The 18,411-nt window shown below is 62.4% G+C and carries 15 protein-coding genes; 9 read left to right on the forward strand and 6 right to left on the reverse strand.

Annotation, left to right across the window (positions count from 1 at the left end; genetic code table 11):
• Positions 1–3: 3 nt before the first annotated feature.
• Positions 4–858 carry an alpha/beta hydrolase gene (locus tag Q0859_RS08780; protein ID WP_299149871.1) on the reverse strand — a complete coding sequence of 285 codons (855 nt, stop codon included), beginning with the start codon at positions 856–858 and terminating at the stop codon, positions 4–6.
• Positions 859–861: 3 nt separating this feature from the next.
• Complete coding sequence (locus Q0859_RS08785) at positions 862–2,232, reverse strand: M20/M25/M40 family metallo-hydrolase (RefSeq protein ID WP_299149874.1); 1,371 nt, start codon at positions 2,230–2,232, stop codon at positions 862–864.
• A gap of 250 nt (positions 2,233–2,482) precedes the next feature.
• On the opposite strand from Q0859_RS08785, the gene hemA reads away from it, so the two are divergent.
• From hemA to ispG, 3 genes are all read left to right on the forward strand, one after another.
• Entirely contained in the window at positions 2,483–3,706 is a 1,224-nt protein-coding gene (hemA, locus tag Q0859_RS08790) for a 5-aminolevulinate synthase (RefSeq protein ID WP_299149877.1), read from the forward strand.
• A gap of 112 nt (positions 3,707–3,818) precedes the next feature.
• Entirely contained in the window at positions 3,819–5,045 is a 1,227-nt protein-coding gene (locus Q0859_RS08795; RefSeq protein WP_299149879.1) for a helix-turn-helix domain-containing protein, read from the forward strand.
• A gap of 95 nt (positions 5,046–5,140) precedes the next feature.
• Positions 5,141–6,274: a flavodoxin-dependent (E)-4-hydroxy-3-methylbut-2-enyl-diphosphate synthase gene (gene ispG / locus Q0859_RS08800; RefSeq protein ID WP_299149881.1), complete on the forward strand. Its 1,134-nt coding sequence runs from the start codon at positions 5,141–5,143 to the stop codon at positions 6,272–6,274.
• 134 nt (positions 6,275–6,408) lie between these two features.
• Here the strand turns inward: ispG and Q0859_RS08805 are convergent, their stop codons facing one another.
• Positions 6,409–7,152 carry a DsbA family protein gene (locus tag Q0859_RS08805; protein WP_299149884.1) on the reverse strand — a complete coding sequence of 248 codons (744 nt, stop codon included), beginning with the start codon at positions 7,150–7,152 and terminating at the stop codon, positions 6,409–6,411.
• Positions 7,153–7,157: 5 nt separating this feature from the next.
• Positions 7,158–8,492 (reverse strand): M48 family metalloprotease, encoded by a 1,335-nt coding sequence (locus Q0859_RS08810; RefSeq protein WP_299149886.1) that lies wholly within the window; start codon positions 8,490–8,492, stop codon positions 7,158–7,160.
• A gap of 22 nt (positions 8,493–8,514) precedes the next feature.
• Here Q0859_RS08810 and Q0859_RS08815 point away from each other — a divergent pair, with 22 nt between their 5' ends.
• The 6 genes from Q0859_RS08815 to Q0859_RS08840 all read left to right on the forward strand — a co-directional run bounded on the left by Q0859_RS08815 (position 8,515) and on the right by Q0859_RS08840 (position 17,031).
• Positions 8,515–9,660 (forward strand): aminotransferase class I/II-fold pyridoxal phosphate-dependent enzyme, encoded by a 1,146-nt coding sequence (locus Q0859_RS08815; RefSeq protein WP_299149888.1) that lies wholly within the window; start codon positions 8,515–8,517, stop codon positions 9,658–9,660.
• A gap of 54 nt (positions 9,661–9,714) precedes the next feature.
• Positions 9,715–10,923, forward strand: coding sequence for an N-acetylmuramoyl-L-alanine amidase (locus tag Q0859_RS08820; protein ID WP_299149890.1), 1,209 nt, complete (start codon positions 9,715–9,717; stop codon positions 10,921–10,923).
• Positions 10,924–11,036: 113 nt separating this feature from the next.
• Positions 11,037–13,547, forward strand: a complete 2,511-nt coding sequence (locus Q0859_RS08825) for a PBP1A family penicillin-binding protein (RefSeq protein ID WP_299149891.1) — start codon at positions 11,037–11,039, stop codon at positions 13,545–13,547.
• Between the two features lie 86 nt (positions 13,548–13,633).
• Positions 13,634–14,758 carry a peptide chain release factor 2 gene (prfB, locus tag Q0859_RS08830; RefSeq protein ID WP_299149893.1) on the forward strand — a complete coding sequence of 375 codons (1,125 nt, stop codon included), beginning with the start codon at positions 13,634–13,636 and terminating at the stop codon, positions 14,756–14,758.
• A 60-nt stretch (positions 14,759–14,818) separates the two neighbouring features.
• Positions 14,819–16,240, forward strand: a complete 1,422-nt coding sequence (locus Q0859_RS08835) for an amidase (protein WP_299149895.1) — start codon at positions 14,819–14,821, stop codon at positions 16,238–16,240.
• On the forward strand, positions 16,237–17,031 hold the full coding sequence (locus Q0859_RS08840) for a DUF2189 domain-containing protein (protein WP_299149897.1): 795 nt from the start codon (positions 16,237–16,239) through the stop codon (positions 17,029–17,031). The genes Q0859_RS08835 and Q0859_RS08840 overlap by 4 nt, the downstream gene beginning before the upstream one ends.
• Here the strand turns inward: Q0859_RS08840 and Q0859_RS08845 are convergent.
• Together Q0859_RS08845 and Q0859_RS08850 are read right to left on the reverse strand one after the other, a co-directional pair.
• Positions 17,028–17,246 (reverse strand): hypothetical protein, encoded by a 219-nt coding sequence (locus Q0859_RS08845; protein ID WP_299149900.1) that lies wholly within the window; start codon positions 17,244–17,246, stop codon positions 17,028–17,030. The genes Q0859_RS08840 and Q0859_RS08845 overlap by 4 nt on opposite strands.
• The gene (locus tag Q0859_RS08850) at positions 17,246–18,385 is read right to left on the reverse strand and encodes an aromatic ring-hydroxylating dioxygenase subunit alpha (RefSeq protein WP_299149902.1); all 1,140 of its coding nucleotides are present in this window, start codon (positions 18,383–18,385) and stop codon (positions 17,246–17,248) included. Before Q0859_RS08850 ends, Q0859_RS08845 begins: the two co-directional genes overlap by 1 nt.
• Between the last annotated feature and the right edge of the window lie 26 nt (positions 18,386–18,411).

Genomic DNA, 18,411 nt, shown 5'->3' on the forward strand with positions numbered 1-18,411 from the left:
GCCTCAGGCTTGTTGCTTTAGAAACGTGAGCAGCGTGTGAGTTGTTTCGCGCGGATGTGTGTCGGGAAAGAAATGGCCACCCGGAAGCCCATGGCTTTGCATGTCCGACAGCCGGTCCGCCCAGGTTGCGCCCACGTCATAGGCACGGCCCATGATCCCATCCGCGCCGAACAGCACCAGTGACGGCACATCAACAGTGCGCCCCAAGTCATTGGCATCAAGCGCGAAATCCACATCGATAGCTGCGCGGTAATCATGGCACATCGCCCGGATGCAGTCCGGGTCGCGCCATGCTGTGCGGTAGGCCTCTCGCGCTTGCGCATCGAACTGGCCGATATCACCGCCCCAACCGGCAAGGCAGCTTTGGAAATAGGCGTCCGGGTCATGCCCGATCAGGGTTTCGGGAAAGGGGCTGGGCTGGGCCAGAAAGAACCAGTGGTAATAGGCCCGCGCGACCTGTTGGCTCAGATCGTCAAGCAGCAGGTGTGTGGGTACAATGTCCATCAGGGTGAGCGAGCGCACCGCCTCGGGCGCATCCAGCGCCAGTCGGTGGGCCGTGCGCGCGCCCCGGTCGTGGCCGACCAGGTGAAAGCTGTTATGCCCCAGATGCGCCATCAGCGCGCGTTGATCGCTGGCCATGGCGCGAAAGCTCATGTCGCGCATCTGCGCGGGTTTCGTGCTGGCCCCATAACCGCGCAGGTCAGCTGTCACGACGGTGAACTCTTGCGCCAGCACGGGTGCAATGGCGTGCCACATCGCGCGGGTTTGCGGAAAGCCGTGCAGCAGCAAGACAGGGGGGCCACTGCCTGCCGTGTCATAGGCGATCTGAATGTCGCCGGGGGCGGTGAAGACCGGCATCACTCAGCTGAGCGCGTCAAGGATACGGGCCCAGCTTCGGATGCCCTTGTGAAAGCTTTCGACGTCGTATTTTTCGTTGGGCGAGTGGATTTGATCGTCATCCTTGCCAAAGCCGACGAGCATGGGTGTCGTGCCCAGAATGTTTTGAAAATGCCCTGCAATCGGGATCGACCCGCCGCAGCCCACATAGGCCGCCGGGATACCCCATTCGGCGCTGAGTGCTGCGCGCGCCGCCTCGAAGGCGGGGTCCGTGGTTTCGGTGACCGAGGCGTGGCCCGCGCCGTGCCCTTTGAACGTGACCTCGCAATCGGCGGGCAGGGCGTCTTGCACCATCTGGCGGAAACTCTCGCGGATCTTGTTTGGGTCCTGATTCCCGACAAGGCGAAAGCTGACCTTGGCATGGGCCTGAGAGGGCAGCACGGTCTTGAACCCGTCGCCCGTATAGCCGCCCCAGATGCCGTTCACATCCGCAGTGGGGCGCGACCAGATCATCTCGATCGGGGTGCGGTCCCGTTCGCCTGCGGGTTCGGACAGACCCACATCGCCAAGGAAGGTGGCATGATCAAAGGCGAGGCCCTGCCACTGGCTGCGGATATCATCGGGCAGTTCGGGTACCCCGTCATAGAACCCCGGCACAGTGATGCGCCCCTGATCGTCATGCAGGGAGGCGAGGATTTTGGTCAACACCCGGATCGGGTTCATCGCCACGCCGCCAAACATGCCGGAATGCAGATCCTTGTTGGCGGCGGTGATCGTGATCTCTTCGCCCAAAAGCCCGCGCAGCATTGTCACGATGGAAGGCACCCGCGATTCGAACATGCCGGTGTCGCAGATCAGGGCAAGGTCGGATTTCAGCTCCTCTGCGTTTTCCTGCATGAACGGGACAAGCGAGGGCGAGCCCGATTCCTCTTCGCCCTCGAAAAAGAACGTGATGGCGCAGGGCAGGGCGCCATGTTCAGCCTTCCATGCGCGGCATGCCTCGACAAAGGTCATCAACTGCCCCTTGTCATCCGACGACCCGCGCCCCCGGATCACGCGCCCCTTGGGAGTGTCCTGAATTTCGGGGTCGAACGGGTCGTTGTCCCACAGCTCAAGCGGGTCAACCGGTTGGACATCATAATGCCCGTAGAACAACAGGTGCGGGCCATCACCCGGCACATGGCCGATGACCATGGGGTGACCGGGGGTGTCGCGTTTTTCTGCGTCAATCCCCAGTGTTTTCAGATCCTTCACCAGCCAGTCCGCCGCTGTCTGACAATGTTGCGCAAAGGCCGGATCGGTCGAAATCGACGGAATGCGCAGCAGATCGAGCAGCCGCGCGGTGGCGTCGGGCAGATTGGCGTCAATGCGGGCGAGGACGGCGTCAAGGGTCATGGGGAGGGCTCCGGGCAAATGAGTGGTTTGGGGGGAGAGTACGCGGTGCGCGCGGGGTGTCCAGAGGCGGGATTGATCTGCATCAATGTCACGCGGATATGGCCCTGTCAGACGGGTGAGGAATACCGGACCTGCGACATGACGCCTTTTTGATTAGCATTGAAGGTGCGAAGTGCAGTCTATATTCGTTCTAAGAAATCGCGTCAGGTGTGCTGCAAGGCCCCGGCCAAAGACCAAGATGGAGCCGCGTGTGGATTATACCGCCAAATTGGACACAGCCCTGCAATGCCTGCATGACGAAGGGCGCTACCGCACCTTTATCGATATTGAACGCCAGAAGGGGCAGTTCCCCCATGCGATGTGGACCCGTGAAGACGGAACACAAAAGCCGATCACCGTGTGGTGCGGGAACGACTACCTCGGGATGGGTCAGAATCCGGTTGTGTTGCAGGCCATGCACGAGGCCATCGACGCCACAGGAGCCGGATCGGGCGGCACGCGCAACATTTCGGGCACCACGGTCTATCACAAACGGCTGGAGGCCGAATTGGCGGATTTGCATGCCAAAGAGGCGGCGCTGCTGTTCACCAGTGCCTATATCGCCAATGATGCCACATTAAGTACGTTACCCAAGCTGTTTCCTGGCCTCATTATTTATTCGGATGCGCTCAACCATGCGTCGATGATTGAAGGGGTGCGCCGAAATGGCGGGGCCAAGCGCGTGTTCCGGCATAACGACGTGGATCACCTGCGCGAATTGCTGGCTGCCGATGACCCGGACACGCCGAAACTGATCGCATTTGAATCGATCTATTCCATGGATGGGGATTTTGGTCCCATCGCCGAGATTTGTGATCTGGCTGATGAATTTGGTGCGCTGACCTATATCGACGAAGTGCATGCGGTTGGCATGTATGGGCCGCGCGGGGCCGGTGTGGCCGAACGTGACGGGCTGATGCACCGCATCGACATCATCAACGGCACATTGGCCAAAGCCTATGGCGTGATGGGCGGCTACATCACCGCAAGTGCCAAAATGTGCGATGCCATAAGGTCTTACGCACCGGGCTTCATCTTTACCACATCCCTGCCCCCGGCCGTTGCCGCCGGAGCAGCAGCCTCGGTTGCGTTCCTGAAAACGGCAGAAAATCTGCGCGCCGATCATCAGGCGCAAGCCAGGGTGCTGAAACTGCGGCTCAAGGGGATGGGCCTGCCCATTATCGACCATGGCAGCCACATCGTGCCTGTCATGGTTGGCAATCCGGTCCACACCAAGACGTTGAGCGACATGTTGTTGGAAGATCACGGCATTTACGTCCAGCCGATCAACTTCCCTACGGTGCCGCGTGGCACCGAACGGCTGCGGTTTACCCCGTCGCCGGTGCACGGTCCGCGCGAAATTGACGCGCTGGTCAACGCCATGGACAATTTGTGGTCTCATTGTGCGCTAAATCGCGCCGAGAGTGCAGGGTAACTCACTAAAATTCGCAATTGGCGTTGCGATATGTTAGCGTCTGATCAACAACAGCGCTGAAGCGAATCGAGTGGGACTGGTTCGTGAACACGTGAGAACGGGGGCATGGGGCATGATCGGGCGTAAATCCGTCAGCACGAGTACAGCCGAAGGGATCGAACAAAAAGGGTTCGATGACTTTGAGTTGCGTTTGGGTGACATCATGCGTGGCGAGCGCGCGACGCTCGGCAAATCCCTTCTTGATGTTCAACGTGAATTGCGGATCAAGGCAAGCTACATCGCCGCGATCGAAGCCTGCGATCCCGACGCCTTTGACACCCCCGGTTTTATCGCGGGTTACGTGCGATCCTATGCGCGCTATCTCAACATGGATCCTGACCGCGCCTTTGCGGGCTTCTGCCTTGAAAGCGGATTTTCCGTCGCCCACGGCATGTCGGCCGAAGCCTCTGTCGTCAAGAAACCGACCCGCGAGGAACGGCTTGGCCGCGGCCGCAGTGCGGATATCTTTGCCGCGCCCGCGACCCCCTTCACCCCCGCGGGTGAAGCGATCTGGTCGCGTATCGAACCCCGTGCCATCGGCTCGTCGCTGGTCTTGCTGGCGTTGATCGGTGGCATCGGCTTTGGCGGCTATTCCGTGTTGCAGGAAGTGCAGCGCGTGCAGGTGGCCCCGGTCGATCAGACCCCCGTTGTGTTGTCCGATCTGGACCCGCTGAGTGGGGCGACCCCGTTGACCCCCGAAAGCACCGACATCGCGGCAGGCCCCAGCATCCAGACACCCCGCGCCGACGCGCTTGACCGTCTCTATCGGCCTCAGGCTTTGGATGTGCCCGTGCTTGTCGCCCGCGACGGGCCGATTGCAACGCTGGACCCACGTGATCTGGGCAACTTTGCCGCCCCTCGCGGCGACCGCGTCATTGCCGAGGGCATCGCGACGGCGCTGGCCGAGGCGAACACCATCGTCGGCGGCCCGATCCCGCAAGTTGTCGAAGACAGCGCGCCCGCCCTGACAATGGTCGCTGTGCGCCCCTCATGGGTGCGTGTGCGCGCTGCGGACGGCACGGTGATTTACGAGGCCACGATGCAGGCCGGCGACACCTGGGAGGCCCCCCTGACCGAAGAGGCACCGACCTTGCGCACTGGCGAAAGTGGCGCCATCTACTTTGCGATGAACGACAAGTTCTACGGCCCCGTGGGCGAAACCGGCTCGGTCACGTCCAACCTGCCGCTCGAAATCGCGGGCCTTCAGGAAACCTATTTGCCGGTCGATGTGAACACTGATCAGGGCCTCGTGCGCTATGCCGAGGCGCAGGCCGCAACGCTCCCCGAACCGGGCGAATAAGCGCAGCATCCCCATTGCCGGGCCGATCCCAACTGTCTATCCTGCCAACTGTCTATCCTGATTGACAATTGTCCCCCTTTTCAGAGGTCGCTGACATGTCGCTGAACCACATCCGCCCGTGGCGCAATATCTATCGGCGCAAAAGCCGTCAGATCATGGTGGGCAATGTGCCTGTCGGGGGTGACGCGCCGATCACGGTGCAGACCATGACCAACACGCTCACCACGGATGCGCGCGCGACCATCGCGCAAGTGCAGGCCGCTGCCGAGGCGGGTGCCGATATCGTGCGCGTTTCGGTGCCGGATCAGGACTCCGCCATCGCGATGAAAGAGATCGTGCGCGAAAGCCCGGTGCCCTTGGTGGCCGACATCCATTTCCACTACAAACGCGGGATCGAAGCCGCCGAGGCGGGTGCGGCCTGCCTGCGGATCAACCCCGGCAATATTGGTGATGAAAAACGCGTGCGCGAGGTCATCAGGGCGGCGCGCGATCACAATTGTTCCATCCGGATCGGGGTAAACGCAGGCAGCCTCGAAAAGCACCTGCTCGACAAATACGGTGAGCCGACGCCCGATGCGATGGTCGAATCCGGGCTGGATCACATCAAGATCCTGCAAGACAACGACTTTCACGACTTCAAGATCAGCTGCAAAGCCTCGGACGTCTTCATGGCCGCCGCCGCCTATCAGCAATTGGCCGAAGCGACGGATGCGCCGATCCACCTCGGGATCACCGAGGCAGGGGGGCTGACCTCGGGCACGATCAAATCGGCCATCGGGCTTGGCCAACTGCTCTGGATGGGGATCGGTGACACGATCCGCGTGTCCCTCTCCGCCGATCCGGTCGAAGAGGTGAAGGTCGGTTATGAAATCCTCAAATCCCTCGGGCTGCGGCACCGGGGTGTGAACATCATCTCGTGCCCGTCCTGCGCGCGGCAAGGCTTTGACGTGATCAAGACGGTCGAAAAACTCGAAGAACGGCTGGCCCATATCAAAACCCCGATGAGCCTCAGCATCATCGGCTGCGTGGTCAACGGACCCGGCGAGGCGCTGATGACGGATGTGGGTTTCACGGGCGGCGGGGCCGGGCACGGCATGGTCTATCTGGCGGGCAAACAAAGCCACAAACAGGACAATGCCAGCATGGTCGATCACATCGTCGAACAAGTGGAAAAGAAGGCCGCAGAACTCGATGCTGCTGCCAATGCAGAATCCCACGCAGCGGAATAATCCACGATCCCCCTTCATCTTGCCAGATAAACTCCGGGGGGGCCGGGGGGCTGGCCCCCCGTTTTGACGGGGTCCGGGGCAGCGCCCCGGTCGGTCGCCGCAGCGTCAGCGCGGCGAAATCAAATCACGCCCGCTCAGCCGCGCTTTTCATCCACCAGCGCCATCATCTCGTCATAGGGCAGAAAGCCCCGCAACAGCTCGTCCTGCAACACGAATGTGGGCGTGCCGGTGATCTGCAACCGTTGGGCCAGCGCGCGGGTCCGGGCGATCTCTTCGGTCACCTCGTCACTGTCCATCCGCGCCTCGATCGCATCCGCATCCAGACCAAAGGTCGACGCCATTCGGCGCAGTGTGCGCAGGGTCACATCGCCCGTCATCGTCATCAGCGCATCGTTCAGCCCCTTATAGGCCGCATCACCCGCAACCTGCTTGGTCGCCACGGCAAAACGCGAGGCCAGCAGGGATTGCTCGCCCAGGATCGGGAATTCCTTGACGATCAGGCGGATATTTCCGTCGGTTTCCAGCATCTTGGCCACCTCGGTGTGGGCGCGTTTGCAAAATCCACAGCGGTAATCGAGGAACTCGACCAGCGTGATATCGCCGTCCGGATTGCCCCCCACAAAGCTGTAGCCGTCATTGAACAGTGCCTCGGCATTGTCCGTCACAAGGTTCAGATCGGCTTGGGCCTGCTCGGCCTGTTGCCGCTCTTCCAGAACAGCGACCGCCTCCATGATGATCTGTGGGTTCTCAAGCAGGTAGGCGCGGATTTCTTCGCGGAAATTGGCGCGTTCCTCATCGCTCATATTGCTCAAATCAAGGGCAGCAGCGGGCAGGGCGAGCGCCGCGATGAGGGCAGCAGGGGCAAATATGCGAAACATGGGGGTTATCTCCGTTTCTTTTTGGCAGCGCGGTCCGACGCAAGGAGCACATCATGCGCCCGTTGCCAAGGGCCTGATCCTTCGGGCAGCAGTCCGGTGGCGCGTTTTGCGTGGATGCCTGCATCTTCCAGACCGCCGCGCAGGGCATAGCGTTCGGCGGTGATCAACGACGCCATGCCGCGCTGACCCGTCTTGGCATAGGCGACGGACAGGTCGCGCAACATCGACCCGTCGCGAAAATCAATCTCGCGCGCACGTTCCAGCGCGCCAAGGGCCGCTGTGGTGTTGCCGCTGGCCAGCAGGGCCCGCCCGTAGCTTGCCTGCAACAGCCCGTCGCGCGGGCGCAATTGCACGGCGCGGGCCGTGGTATTCGCGGCGGCGGCAAACTGACGGGTCTCCATCAGGATCTGCCCTTTGAGATCATAGAGAAACGGGTCCTGCGGGCGCAGGGCAATGGCCTTGTCGATGGCGCTCAGGGCGCGTTTGGTCTGCGAGTTTCCGTGCCGTGCCACCGCTTCGCGTATCAGCGCCACGTCGCGATATCCGGTCTCGCCCAATCTGTTCAGTGTCCAGCTTGGCTTGCGCTGATAGGCGGTCAACTTGCCCTTGGCGCGCGCAAACCAATAGTCGGATGTGGAGGTGTCACCGCTGCCCTCGCCATAGGCGGCGGCAAACCCCTGGATGGCGCGCAGCCGATCCCGGCTGAGCGGGTGCGAGCGCACATAGGGGTCCTGACGGCCCGGCGACAGGGCCTCTTGCCCGCGAAACAGGCGGAACACTTCAAGCATCCCCGACAAGGGTACACCCGCGCTGCGCAAATAGCGCGCACCGGATTGATCTGCCGCACTTTCTTCGGCGCGGGTGTGGCGTAGAAAGGCGCGTTGGGCGGCGCTCTGTGATCCAAGCGCCAGCACGGTCGCGCCTTCGCCCGCTCCGGCGGCTGCCGCGATGATCGCCAGTGCCGTCCCAAGGCCGGCTACGGTGCGTGCGTTTCCGATGTTCGTCAGCCGCCGCGTGATATGCCCGTTGGCGATATGTGCCGCCTCATGGGCGATCACCGCTTGCAGCATCGCCGCACTGGTCATCCGCCCGATCAGCCCGGAATGGATATAGATCGCATCGTTGCTCACCACGAAGGCGTTGAGCGAGCCATCATCAACCACCAGAATCTTGGTGCGCGACGCACTCAGGCCCGCCGCCTTGAGCACAGGCGTCGCCACCTGCGCCAGCGCATATTCGAGGTCCGCATCCCGCAACAACGTCACCGCCCGTGCAGGCAGTGCCAGCGCAAAGATCAGCATCAGGATTGACGCCATGCGCGTCGCAGTATGAAAGGTCATGGAACCGATCATAGGAGAGCCCATGCGAACCTCAAGACGCAGCGACGTCGATCCTTTTATTGTGATGGACGTGATGGAGGCCGCACGCGCCGCCGAGGCGGAGGGACGCCATATTATCCACATGGAAGTCGGCCAGCCCGGCACAGGTGCACCGCAGGCGGCGATCCGCGCACTTGGGCAGGCGATGGAGGCAGGCCCGTTGGGCTATACCGTCGCCCTCGGGCTGCCTGAGTTGCGCGCCCGGATCGCGCGTCTTTATGGGGACTGGTATGACGTTGATCTCAATCCTGACCGGGTGATCATCACGCCGGGGGCTTCGGGTGGCTTTATTCTGGCGTTCAACGCCTTGTTTGACAGTGGCGACCGGGTTGGGATCGGCGCGCCGGGCTATCCCAGCTACCGCCAGATCCTCAAGGGTTTGGGATTCACCCCGGTCGATCTGCCAACCGCGCCCGAAAACCGGTTCCAGCCCGTCGGTGCCGATTTTGCGGGTCTTGATCTGGCCGGGCTGCTGGTTGCCTCGCCCGCAAACCCCACGGGCACCATGCTCGATCACGCCGCAATGTCCGACCTGATCGCGGCGACGCAGGATACCGGTGCCAGCTTCATCAGTGACGAGATTTACCACGGCATCGAATACGAAGCCAAAGCCGTCAGCGCGCTTGAAATCAGCGACGATGTCTATGTGATCAACTCGTTTTCCAAATATTTCTCCATGACCGGCTGGCGGGTAGGCTGGATGGTCGTGCCCGAGGACCACGTGCGCGTGGTCGAACGGATTGCCCAGAACATGTTCATCTGCGCCCCCCATGCCAGTCAGGTTGCCGCCCTTGCGGCCATGGATGCCACCCCCGAGTTGGAGGCGAACATGGATGTCTACCGCGCCAACCGCGCCCTGATGCTTGACGGGCTTGTGCAGGCAGGGTTCACCGACATCGCACCGCCCGATGGGGCGTTTTATGTCTATGCGGACGTGTCGGCCTTTACGGATGATGCGCGCGCCTTTGCCGCCGAAATTCTGGATCAGGCGGGGGTGGCCGTCACACCGGGCCTTGATTTCGACCCGGTGCGCGGGCACCGCAGCTTGCGCTTTTCCTATGCGCGCAGCACGCGCGACATTGCCGACGGGCTGGAGCGTCTGACCAAATTCATGGCCGCGCGGCGATAGGGGGATTCCCGAGCGCGCCCGCTTGGGCTAGGGTCGCGAAAAAAGGGCAGGGTGATGCGGGCGATCCTCTTTGGCATATTGATGTGGGCGGCGGGGTTGTGTGCGGCCACGGCACAGGACCTGTCGGGGCTGGCCCGCGTGGAGGCGGCGCAAAGCGGCATCAAGGATGGGTGGTTTGGTGCCACGACACTGACCCTGTCGCTGAGCCAGGGCGTGCCGTTCCGTGTCTTTGTGCTGGATGAGCCCGCGCGCCTTGTCGTGGATTTCCGTGAGGTTGATTTCCGGGGGCTGCAAGCGGATGCGCTTTTGGGCGGGACCGAGCGGGTGGACAACGTCCGCTTTGGCACGTTCAAGCCGGGCTGGTCGCGGCTGGTGGCCGATCTTGCCACTCCGATGGTGCCACACGAGATCGAGATGCCGGTGGACACGGGTTCAGGACGGGCGACCTTGCGGATCGATATGACAGAGGCGGATGCCGAAGCCTTTGCCGCCGCCACCGCGCGCGCGATTGATCCCGATTGGGGCATACAGGCCGCAGCCCCCCCGCAAGTGGCCGAGGACAGCTTTGTGCTGGTGATCGATCCGGGCCATGGGGGCGTTGATCCGGGAGCCGTGCGTGATACCACCACCGAAAAGGACCTGATGCTGGGGATCGGGCTGGCCTTGCGCGATGTGCTGCGCCGTGCGGGCGATATCGAGGTGGTGATGACGCGCGATCAAGACGTGTTCGTGTCGCTGCCGGGCCGGGTGGCGCTGGCCCATCAGGTCGGCGCGGATGCGTTCCTGTCGCTCCATGCCGATGCGCTCAGTCAGGGGCGCGCGCGGGGTGCCACCGTCTATACGCTGTCGGATCAGGCCAGCGATGCGGCCTCGGCCCAACTTGCGGCCCAACATGACCGGGCCGACATTCTGGCAGGCGTGGATCTGTCCGGCACGGACGATGAGGTGGCCACGGTCCTGATGGATCTGGCGCGCACCGAAACCATGCCGCGCACCGACACGTTTGCCGCCGCCCTGATCGAGGCAATGGCGACAGCCGGTGGACCCATGAACAAGCGGCCCCGGCGCGAGGCGGGATTTTCCGTGCTCAAAAGTGCCGACATACCGTCGGTTCTGGTCGAGGTGGGCTTTTTGTCGGATGAACGCGATTTGGCCAATCTGCGCGACCCGGTCTGGCGCGCGGTGATGGTCGAGGCGCTGGCAGCGGGCATCCTGCAATGGCGCGACGACGATCTGGCGCTGCAACCGCTGATCCGCCAATAAAGGCAGGACGATCACGTGAGCGACATAGCGCCCGAGTTGTGTTTTGACCCGCCTCGCGAGGTGGCGTATACCTGAGCCTCAAAGCAACCTTTGGCAATCAGGTGCGGGCGGTCATGTTTCGGTTCATTCTTTCCTTCTTTGGCGGGATATTCACTACGGTTACGATGGGCATCGCGATGGTTGCGCTGTCGGTCGGTGCGATCTTCTGGATGTATGGGCGCGATCTGCCCAGCCACGAGTCGCTGGCGCAATACCAGCCCGCCACGATCAGCCGCATCTATTCCGGCGAGGGGCAGATCATTGACGAATTCGCGCAGGAACGCCGCCTGTTCGCACCTGCCGACACGATCCCGCCGCTGATCAAACAGGCGTTCATCAGCGCCGAGGACAAGAATTTCTACACCCATGACGGCTATGATCTGCGCGGCATCGGTTCGGCCGCCTATGATGCGGTCCGTAGCCGGGGCCGGGATGTGCGCGGGGCCTCGACCATCACGCAGCAAGTGATGAAGAACTTTTTGCTGTCGGGCGATCGGCAGGCCGAACGCAAGATCAAGGAAATCATCCTTGCCGCCCGTGTCGAAGAGGCGATGAGCAAGGAAAAGATCCTTGAATTGTACCTGAACGAGATTTTTCTGGGCCAGAACTCCTATGGGGTGGCGGCGGCCAGCCAGACCTATTTCAACAAAACGCTGAGCGAGTTGGAGCCACACGAGGCGGCCTTCCTTGCGTCATTGCCCAAGGCCCCATCCGACTTCCATCCGGTGCGCCGCAAGGACCGTCTGCTGGCGCGGCGCAACTTCGTGCTCAAGGAAATGATGGAGAACGGCTATCTTGACGAGGCCGCCTACGGGTCCGAAGTGCAGATGCCGCTGCGCTCGGTCCAGAATGGCGATTTCGAAAGCTTCAAGAGCGAGTTGCCACCGCGTGACTATTTCACGGACGAAATCCGCCGCCAACTCAGCGAAGACTTTGGCGAGGGCGAGTTTTTCACTGGCGGCTACACGGTGCGCGCGACCATCGATGCCGAAATGCAGCCCATCGCTGCCCAAGCCATGCGCACGCAGCTTGAGAGTTATGACCGCGGCCAAGGCGTCTGGCGCGGTACAGGGCGCAAGATCGAGGCGGATCAGCTTGAGAACTGGGCCGACGTGCTGGCCAACCTGCCTGTCGCGCGTGATGTCGATCTGAACGGTATCTGGCGCCCCGCCGTTGTGCTTGAGATCGGCGATCAGGAAATGCGCCTCGGCATTGAGGGCTGGACGGATACCGAACCCGCCGCCGTGGTGCCGCGCGAAGATATCAAATGGATCAAGGGCAGCTTTGTCGACAATTTCGAGGTGGGCGATATCGTCCACGTGCGCGCCATGACGGCGGATGAGGACGGCGCATTTATCCGCTGGACCTTGCGTCAGGTGCCTGCGGTGCAGGGCGGCTTTGTGGCGATGGATGTTGATACCGGCCGGGTGATCGCGATGCAGGGGGGCTTTAGCTATCAGCACTCTGTGTTCAACCGCGCCACGCAAGCCAAGCGGCAGCCGGGCTCGTCCTTCAAGCCGTTTGTCTATGCCGCCGCGCTGGACAGCGGTTACACGCCCGCGACAATCGTTGTGGATGCCCCGATCGAAATCAACACGCCCCAAGGGCTCTGGCGGCCCCGCAACTCGTCCAACAAGTTCTATGGCCCCACGCCACTGCGCACCGGGATCGAACGGTCGCGGAACCTTATGACCATCCGTCTCGCTGAAGAGGTGGGGATGGAAGTCGTTGCGGATTACGCCGAACGCTTTGGGGTTTATGAGCGGATGAGCCCGTTCCTGGCCAATTCTCTGGGGTCCGAGGAAACGACGCTTTACCAGATGGTGTCGGCCTATGCGATGTTTGCCAATGGTGGTGAGCGGGTGCAGCCCACCCTTGTGGACCGGGTTCAGGACCGCTTTGGGCGGACCGTTTATCGGCATGACGAACGCAAATGCGAGGATTGCCTGCAATTGGCGAGCCTTGATGCAGGCTTTGGTCCGCGTATCGTATCCAACCGTCAGCAGATCATGGACCCGATCACCGCCTATCAGCTGACATCGATGATGCAGGGCGTTGTGGAACGCGGCACGGCGGCGCGCACCGTGAACCTGCCGGTGCCCATCGCGGGCAAGACCGGGACGACGAACGACGCCAAGGACGTGTGGTTCATCGGCTTTTCAAACAACATCGTGGCCGGGTGCTATATCGGCTATGATCAGCCCCGGTCCATGGGGCGCGGCGCATCCGGGGGCGGCATGTGCGGCCCGGTCTTCCAGACCTTCATGCAGGAAGCCATCAAGAAATTCGGCGGCGGCGAGTTCGAAGTGCCTGAGGGTGGCTATTTCATCAATATCGACCGTTTCACCGGTGCGCGCCTGAGCGATTCCGCATTTGGCGACAATGTCGTAGCCGAATACTTCCGCGACGGCGAAGAGCCCACATTCGGCATCATGTTCGATGGTGGCTTTGCGATGGGCGCGGACCTGCCACTGTTCGAAGAGGCGGGCGGTGGCGGGCGTCAGGTCACCACCTCCACGGGCAAGAAGGCGGTTGTGGGACCCAAGGCGACCTTTGGCACGCTCAGTTCGGGCGGATTGTACTGACGCGGACGCAGTGATTGATCCTCTGGGCGCTTGTGGCGTCCGGGGCCATGGGCTATCTCGTGGCGGGATAAAAGGGACCAACACTCATGCGCGCCGAAATCCAGAACCTTGTGGACGACATCGAAAAATCGGTGGCCTTGCTGGCGCAGCGGCTCGATGTCGAAACAGCCCCGCACCGGCTGGAAGAATTCAATGCCCGCGTCGAGGACCCGAACCTGTGGGATGACCCCGAAGCGGCCCAGAAACTGATGCGCGACCGGCAGATGCTGGTCGATGCGATGACCACCCATGATCAGATCAAACAGGACCTGGCCGACAATATCGAGTTGATCGAATTGGGCGAAATGGAAGAGGACGCCGAGGTTGTCTCGGACGCCGAAGCCGCCTTGAAGGCCTTGGCCGCAACCGCTGCCCAAAAAGAGCTGGAGGCCCTGCTGGATGGGGAGGCCGACGGCAACGACACGTTCCTCGAAATCAACTCGGGCGCGGGGGGCACAGAGTCCTGTGACTGGGCCTCGATGCTGGCCCGGATGTACGTGCGGTGGGCCGAAAAGAAGGGCTACAAGGTCGAATTGCAGTCTGAAAGCGCGGGCGAAGAGGCGGGGATCAAGTCCGCCACCTACAAGATCAGCGGCACCAACGCCTATGGCTGGCTGAAATCCGAAAGCGGCGTGCATCGTCTGGTGCGCATCAGCCCCTTTGACAGTGCCGCCAAGCGTCACACCTCATTCACCTCCGTCGGCGTCTACCCGGTGGTGGACGACAATATCGAGATCGAAGTGAACCCCGCCGATATCCGCATCGACACCTATCGTTCATCCGGGGCAGGTGGGCAGCACGTGAACACGACCGACTCTGCCGTGCGCATCACCCACGCCCCCACAGGCATCGTCGTGACCAGTTCGGAAAAGTCCCAGCACCAGAACCGTGATATCGCGATGAAGGCGTTGAAATCGCGCCTCTACCAGATGGAGCTTGATCGTCGCAACGCGGCCGTGAACGAAATGCACGAGAACAAGGGTGATGCAGGGTGGGGCAATCAGATCCGATCCTATGTCCTGCAACCCTACCAGATGGTCAAAGACCTGCGGACCAATTTTGAAACCTCCGATACCAAGGGCGTGCTGGACGGTGACCTTGATGGGTTGATGGCGGCCACTTTGGCGCTGGCTGTGTCGGGCAAGTCGCGGGCCGAGGCGCAGGGCGACTAGGCGAGAGCCTTGAAATTTTCGCCGCTTCGGTCGAACCTGAACGGGTAAGAGGGGGCTGGCATGATCAACGATGGCGCATTGGCGTTGCGGGCACGCATGGACGCGGGCGAGGTGTCTGCGGTCGAGGTCATGCAGGCCACGCTGGACAGGGTCGCGGCGGTCAACGCATCCGTCAACGCCATCGTGTCGCTGCGCCCGCCCGAGGCGTTGCTGCAAGAAGCGGCTGGCGCGGACGCAGGCCCTGTGCGCGGCTGGCTCCACGGTATTCCCATTGCGATCAAGGACCTTGCCAACGCGGCGGGCCTGCCCACCTCGATGGGCTCGCCTCTGTTCGCAGGGACGGTCCCCACTCAGGATGATATCGTGGTCGCCCGTCTGCGCGCTGCCGGGGCCATCGTGATCGGCAAGACGAACACGCCGGAATTCGGCCTTGGCTCGCACAGCATCAACCCGGTCTTCGGGGCGACCCGCAACCCCTATGACACCTCGCGCAGTTCAGGCGGGTCCTCCGGCGGGGCGGGGGTCGCGCTGGCCACGGCGATGCTGAGCATCGCTGACGGGTCTGACATGATGGGCAGCCTGCGCAACCCTGCGGGCTGGAACAATGTCTACGGGATGCGGCCCACATGGGGTCTCGTCCCGTCCGAGTCCGTGGGCGACACGTTCCTGCATCAGCTTGCCACCAACGGGCCGATGGCGCGCTGCCCGCGCGATCTGGCGGCCCTTCTGGATACGATGGCCGGTCCCGATCCGCGCCAACCCCATGGGCTTGGCCAGCCGCCAAGCCTGCCGCAGATCGACGGTGGTGCGCAGGGTTTGCGCATTGGCTGGCTTGCGGATTGGGACGGTGCGCTTGCCATGGAGGATGGCGTGCTTGGCACATGCGAGGCCGCGCTCGCGCAGATGGGTGCGCTTGGGGTTCATGTCGATGCCGTGGCTGCGCCGTTTGATCGCGACGCCCTGTGGGAGGCATGGATCACCCTGCGCAGTTGGGCTGTGGCCGGCGGATTAGGCGCGCTTTACGACGATCCGGTCAAGCGCGACCACCTCAAGGATACGGCCATTTGGGAGGTCGAGCGCGGGCTGTCCCTGTCGGCGATGGATGTGCACCGCGCCAGCATGATCCGGTCCGACTGGTTCAAGACTGCGACAAACCTGTTTGACCGCTACGATGTGCTGGCGTTGCCCACGGCGCAGATGTGGCCCTTTGACGTCACGCTCGACTGGCCGCGCGAGGTCGCGGGGCTGGGGATGGACACCTATCATCGCTGGATGGAGGTGGTGATCGCAGCCAGCCTGATCGGCTTGCCTGTGGTGAGTGTGCCCGCCGGGTTTGGCGGTGCGGATGATCTGCCCATGGGGCTGCAATTGGTCGGACGGCGGGGCCATGATGCACAGCTTTTGCGGCTGGCCGAGGCATGGCATCACGCAACTGATTGGCCCGGGCAACGCCCGCCGGAATTTGGCGAGGACCATGTGTGACCGCGCCCGCCGATCCATACCCCGCACTGCCCATGGGCGTGCCGCCCTTTCAGGCTCCGCCGCCCGGCTTCATCACCCACGCCCTGCGTGCGGGGTGGCGTGATTTCCGCGCAGCTCCGGGCTTTGGTCTGCTGACGGCTCTGACGGCCCTTGCCGCCGGGTGGCTGCTGTTTGGGTTGACGCTTTGGGCGGGCCATACGTTCTGGCTGATCCTTGCGGTGTTCGGCTTTCCGCTGGTGGCCCCGCTGTGTGCGCTTGGTAATTATGAGGTGTCGCGCCGTATTGGGGCGGGGCAGGGTGCCGGGGCGGGCGCTGTGATCCGGCAGCTTTGGGTCGAAAAGGGGCGACAGTTGCCGTGGCTGTCGATGCTGATGGTTGTGGCACTGCTGTTCTGGTTTTTCCTTGGGCACATGATCTTTGCCCTGTTTCTCGGGCTGAAACCGATGGTCAATGTGACGACGTCGCTGGATGTGTTTCTGAGCGCGGACGGGCTGATGATGATCGGCCTTGGCACGCTGGTCGGGGGTGCGTTTGCGTTGTTGTTCTATGGGATCTGCGTGCTTGGCCTGCCCCTGCTGCTGGCGCGCGAGGTCGACTACATGACGGCGATCCTGTCGAGCATCGCCTATGTCCAACGCTATCCCGGCCCCATGTTGGGCTGGGCCGCGGTGATCGTCGTGCTGTTGTTTCTGGCAATGCTGCCGGGGCTGTTGGGCGTGTTGGTGGTGCTGCCATGGCTGGGCCACGCGTCATGGCACGTCTATGCGCAGATCGCGGCTGGCGCGCGCTAAAGCGGGGTTTCGCAGCCCATGTTGATCAGGGCAGCACGCAGGTGGGCCGTGTCCGGGTGCCCCAACTCCAACGCAAAGACATGCGCGTGGGTCAGGTAAAAGGCGCGGGCGGCTTGATCCGACGTCTGATCCGCCGCCGCGCGATAGAGTGTGACAAGCGCATGCGAGTCCCCTGCCGCGTGGGCCGCCAGCAAAGCCGCATCCAGATCGTACATCACACCGCCCGATGTGCCGCCATTCGCGCCGCCACCCAGTCGTGGAACATGTGGGTCGGCCCGTCCATCGCAGGCGAAAAGCGGCCCCCGTCAAACATCGGCGCATGGCGGCCCCGCTGCATGCCCTCAACCACAAAGATGTCTTCCTCGAATATCTCGCGCCATTGCGCGGTGTTCTTGGCCCGCAAGGCATCGTCGGTCACCGGATCAGCGTAAAACAGATGGACGCGTTCGGTTGTGACATCGGGGCCTTCGGGCAGCAGGATGATCGCAAAGGCATGATCGCGGTGCACGCCCAACAGGACGTTGGGATAGGCGGTGATGTATTCGGCGGCCGTGTCCCACTTGTCGCTGAGGCCCTCGAAGTCGGAGAAGATGGCCCCATCCGCACCCGTCAATTGGCGATAGACCAGCGTGCCCTGACCCGAAAACTGCTCGGCCGCTTCGATGTGGTAGTGATCTTCAAGCCGGGAATAGCTGTTCAGCCCGGGATGGATCCACGGCAGGTGGTAGCTTTCGCAATAATTCTCGACTGCCAGCTTCCAGTTGCAATTGACGCGCAGGTCAAAGCAGCTGTCCGCACCCCCATGATATAGCGGCTTGTCGAACTCGGCCCAACGGGTCAGCAGGTCGGCATTGGCAACCTCGAACGGGGGCGCATCCCCCGAGACGTTGATCCACACCACGCCAAGCCAGATATGGCTGCGCACTTCGATCAGGCCCAGCAATGCACGGTCAATCCCGTCAGAGGTGTTTTGACCGGGGCCCCCCACATGCGGGGTCGAGACAAGCTGACCTTTCGTTGAATAACACCAGCTGTGATAGGGGCAACGGATCGCGCCTTCGATCTTGCGGGGAGCATCGACGAGAATCATGCCGCGATGGCGGCAGATGTTCTGAAACACCCTGACGGTGCCGTCCGCATCACGGATCAACAGCAACGGTATTTCCATAAAGGTCAGCGGAACCGCATCCCCCGGGCTCGGAACATCCGCGGGAGAGGCCAGACCGGACCAGCCAGACAACAACAGCGCGTTGCGTTCTTCGGCATAAACGGCAGGGTCAATGTAGTGGGCATTGGGCAAACCGTTGGCAGAGCTGATGGGTTTGCGCACCGCGCTGAGGTCTGTGTGATGCATGCTGTCCTCCGATCTGTGTCGGGTTC

The organism is uncultured Tateyamaria sp., from assembly GCF_947497045.1.
Lineage (GTDB): Bacteria > Pseudomonadota > Alphaproteobacteria > Rhodobacterales > Rhodobacteraceae > Tateyamaria.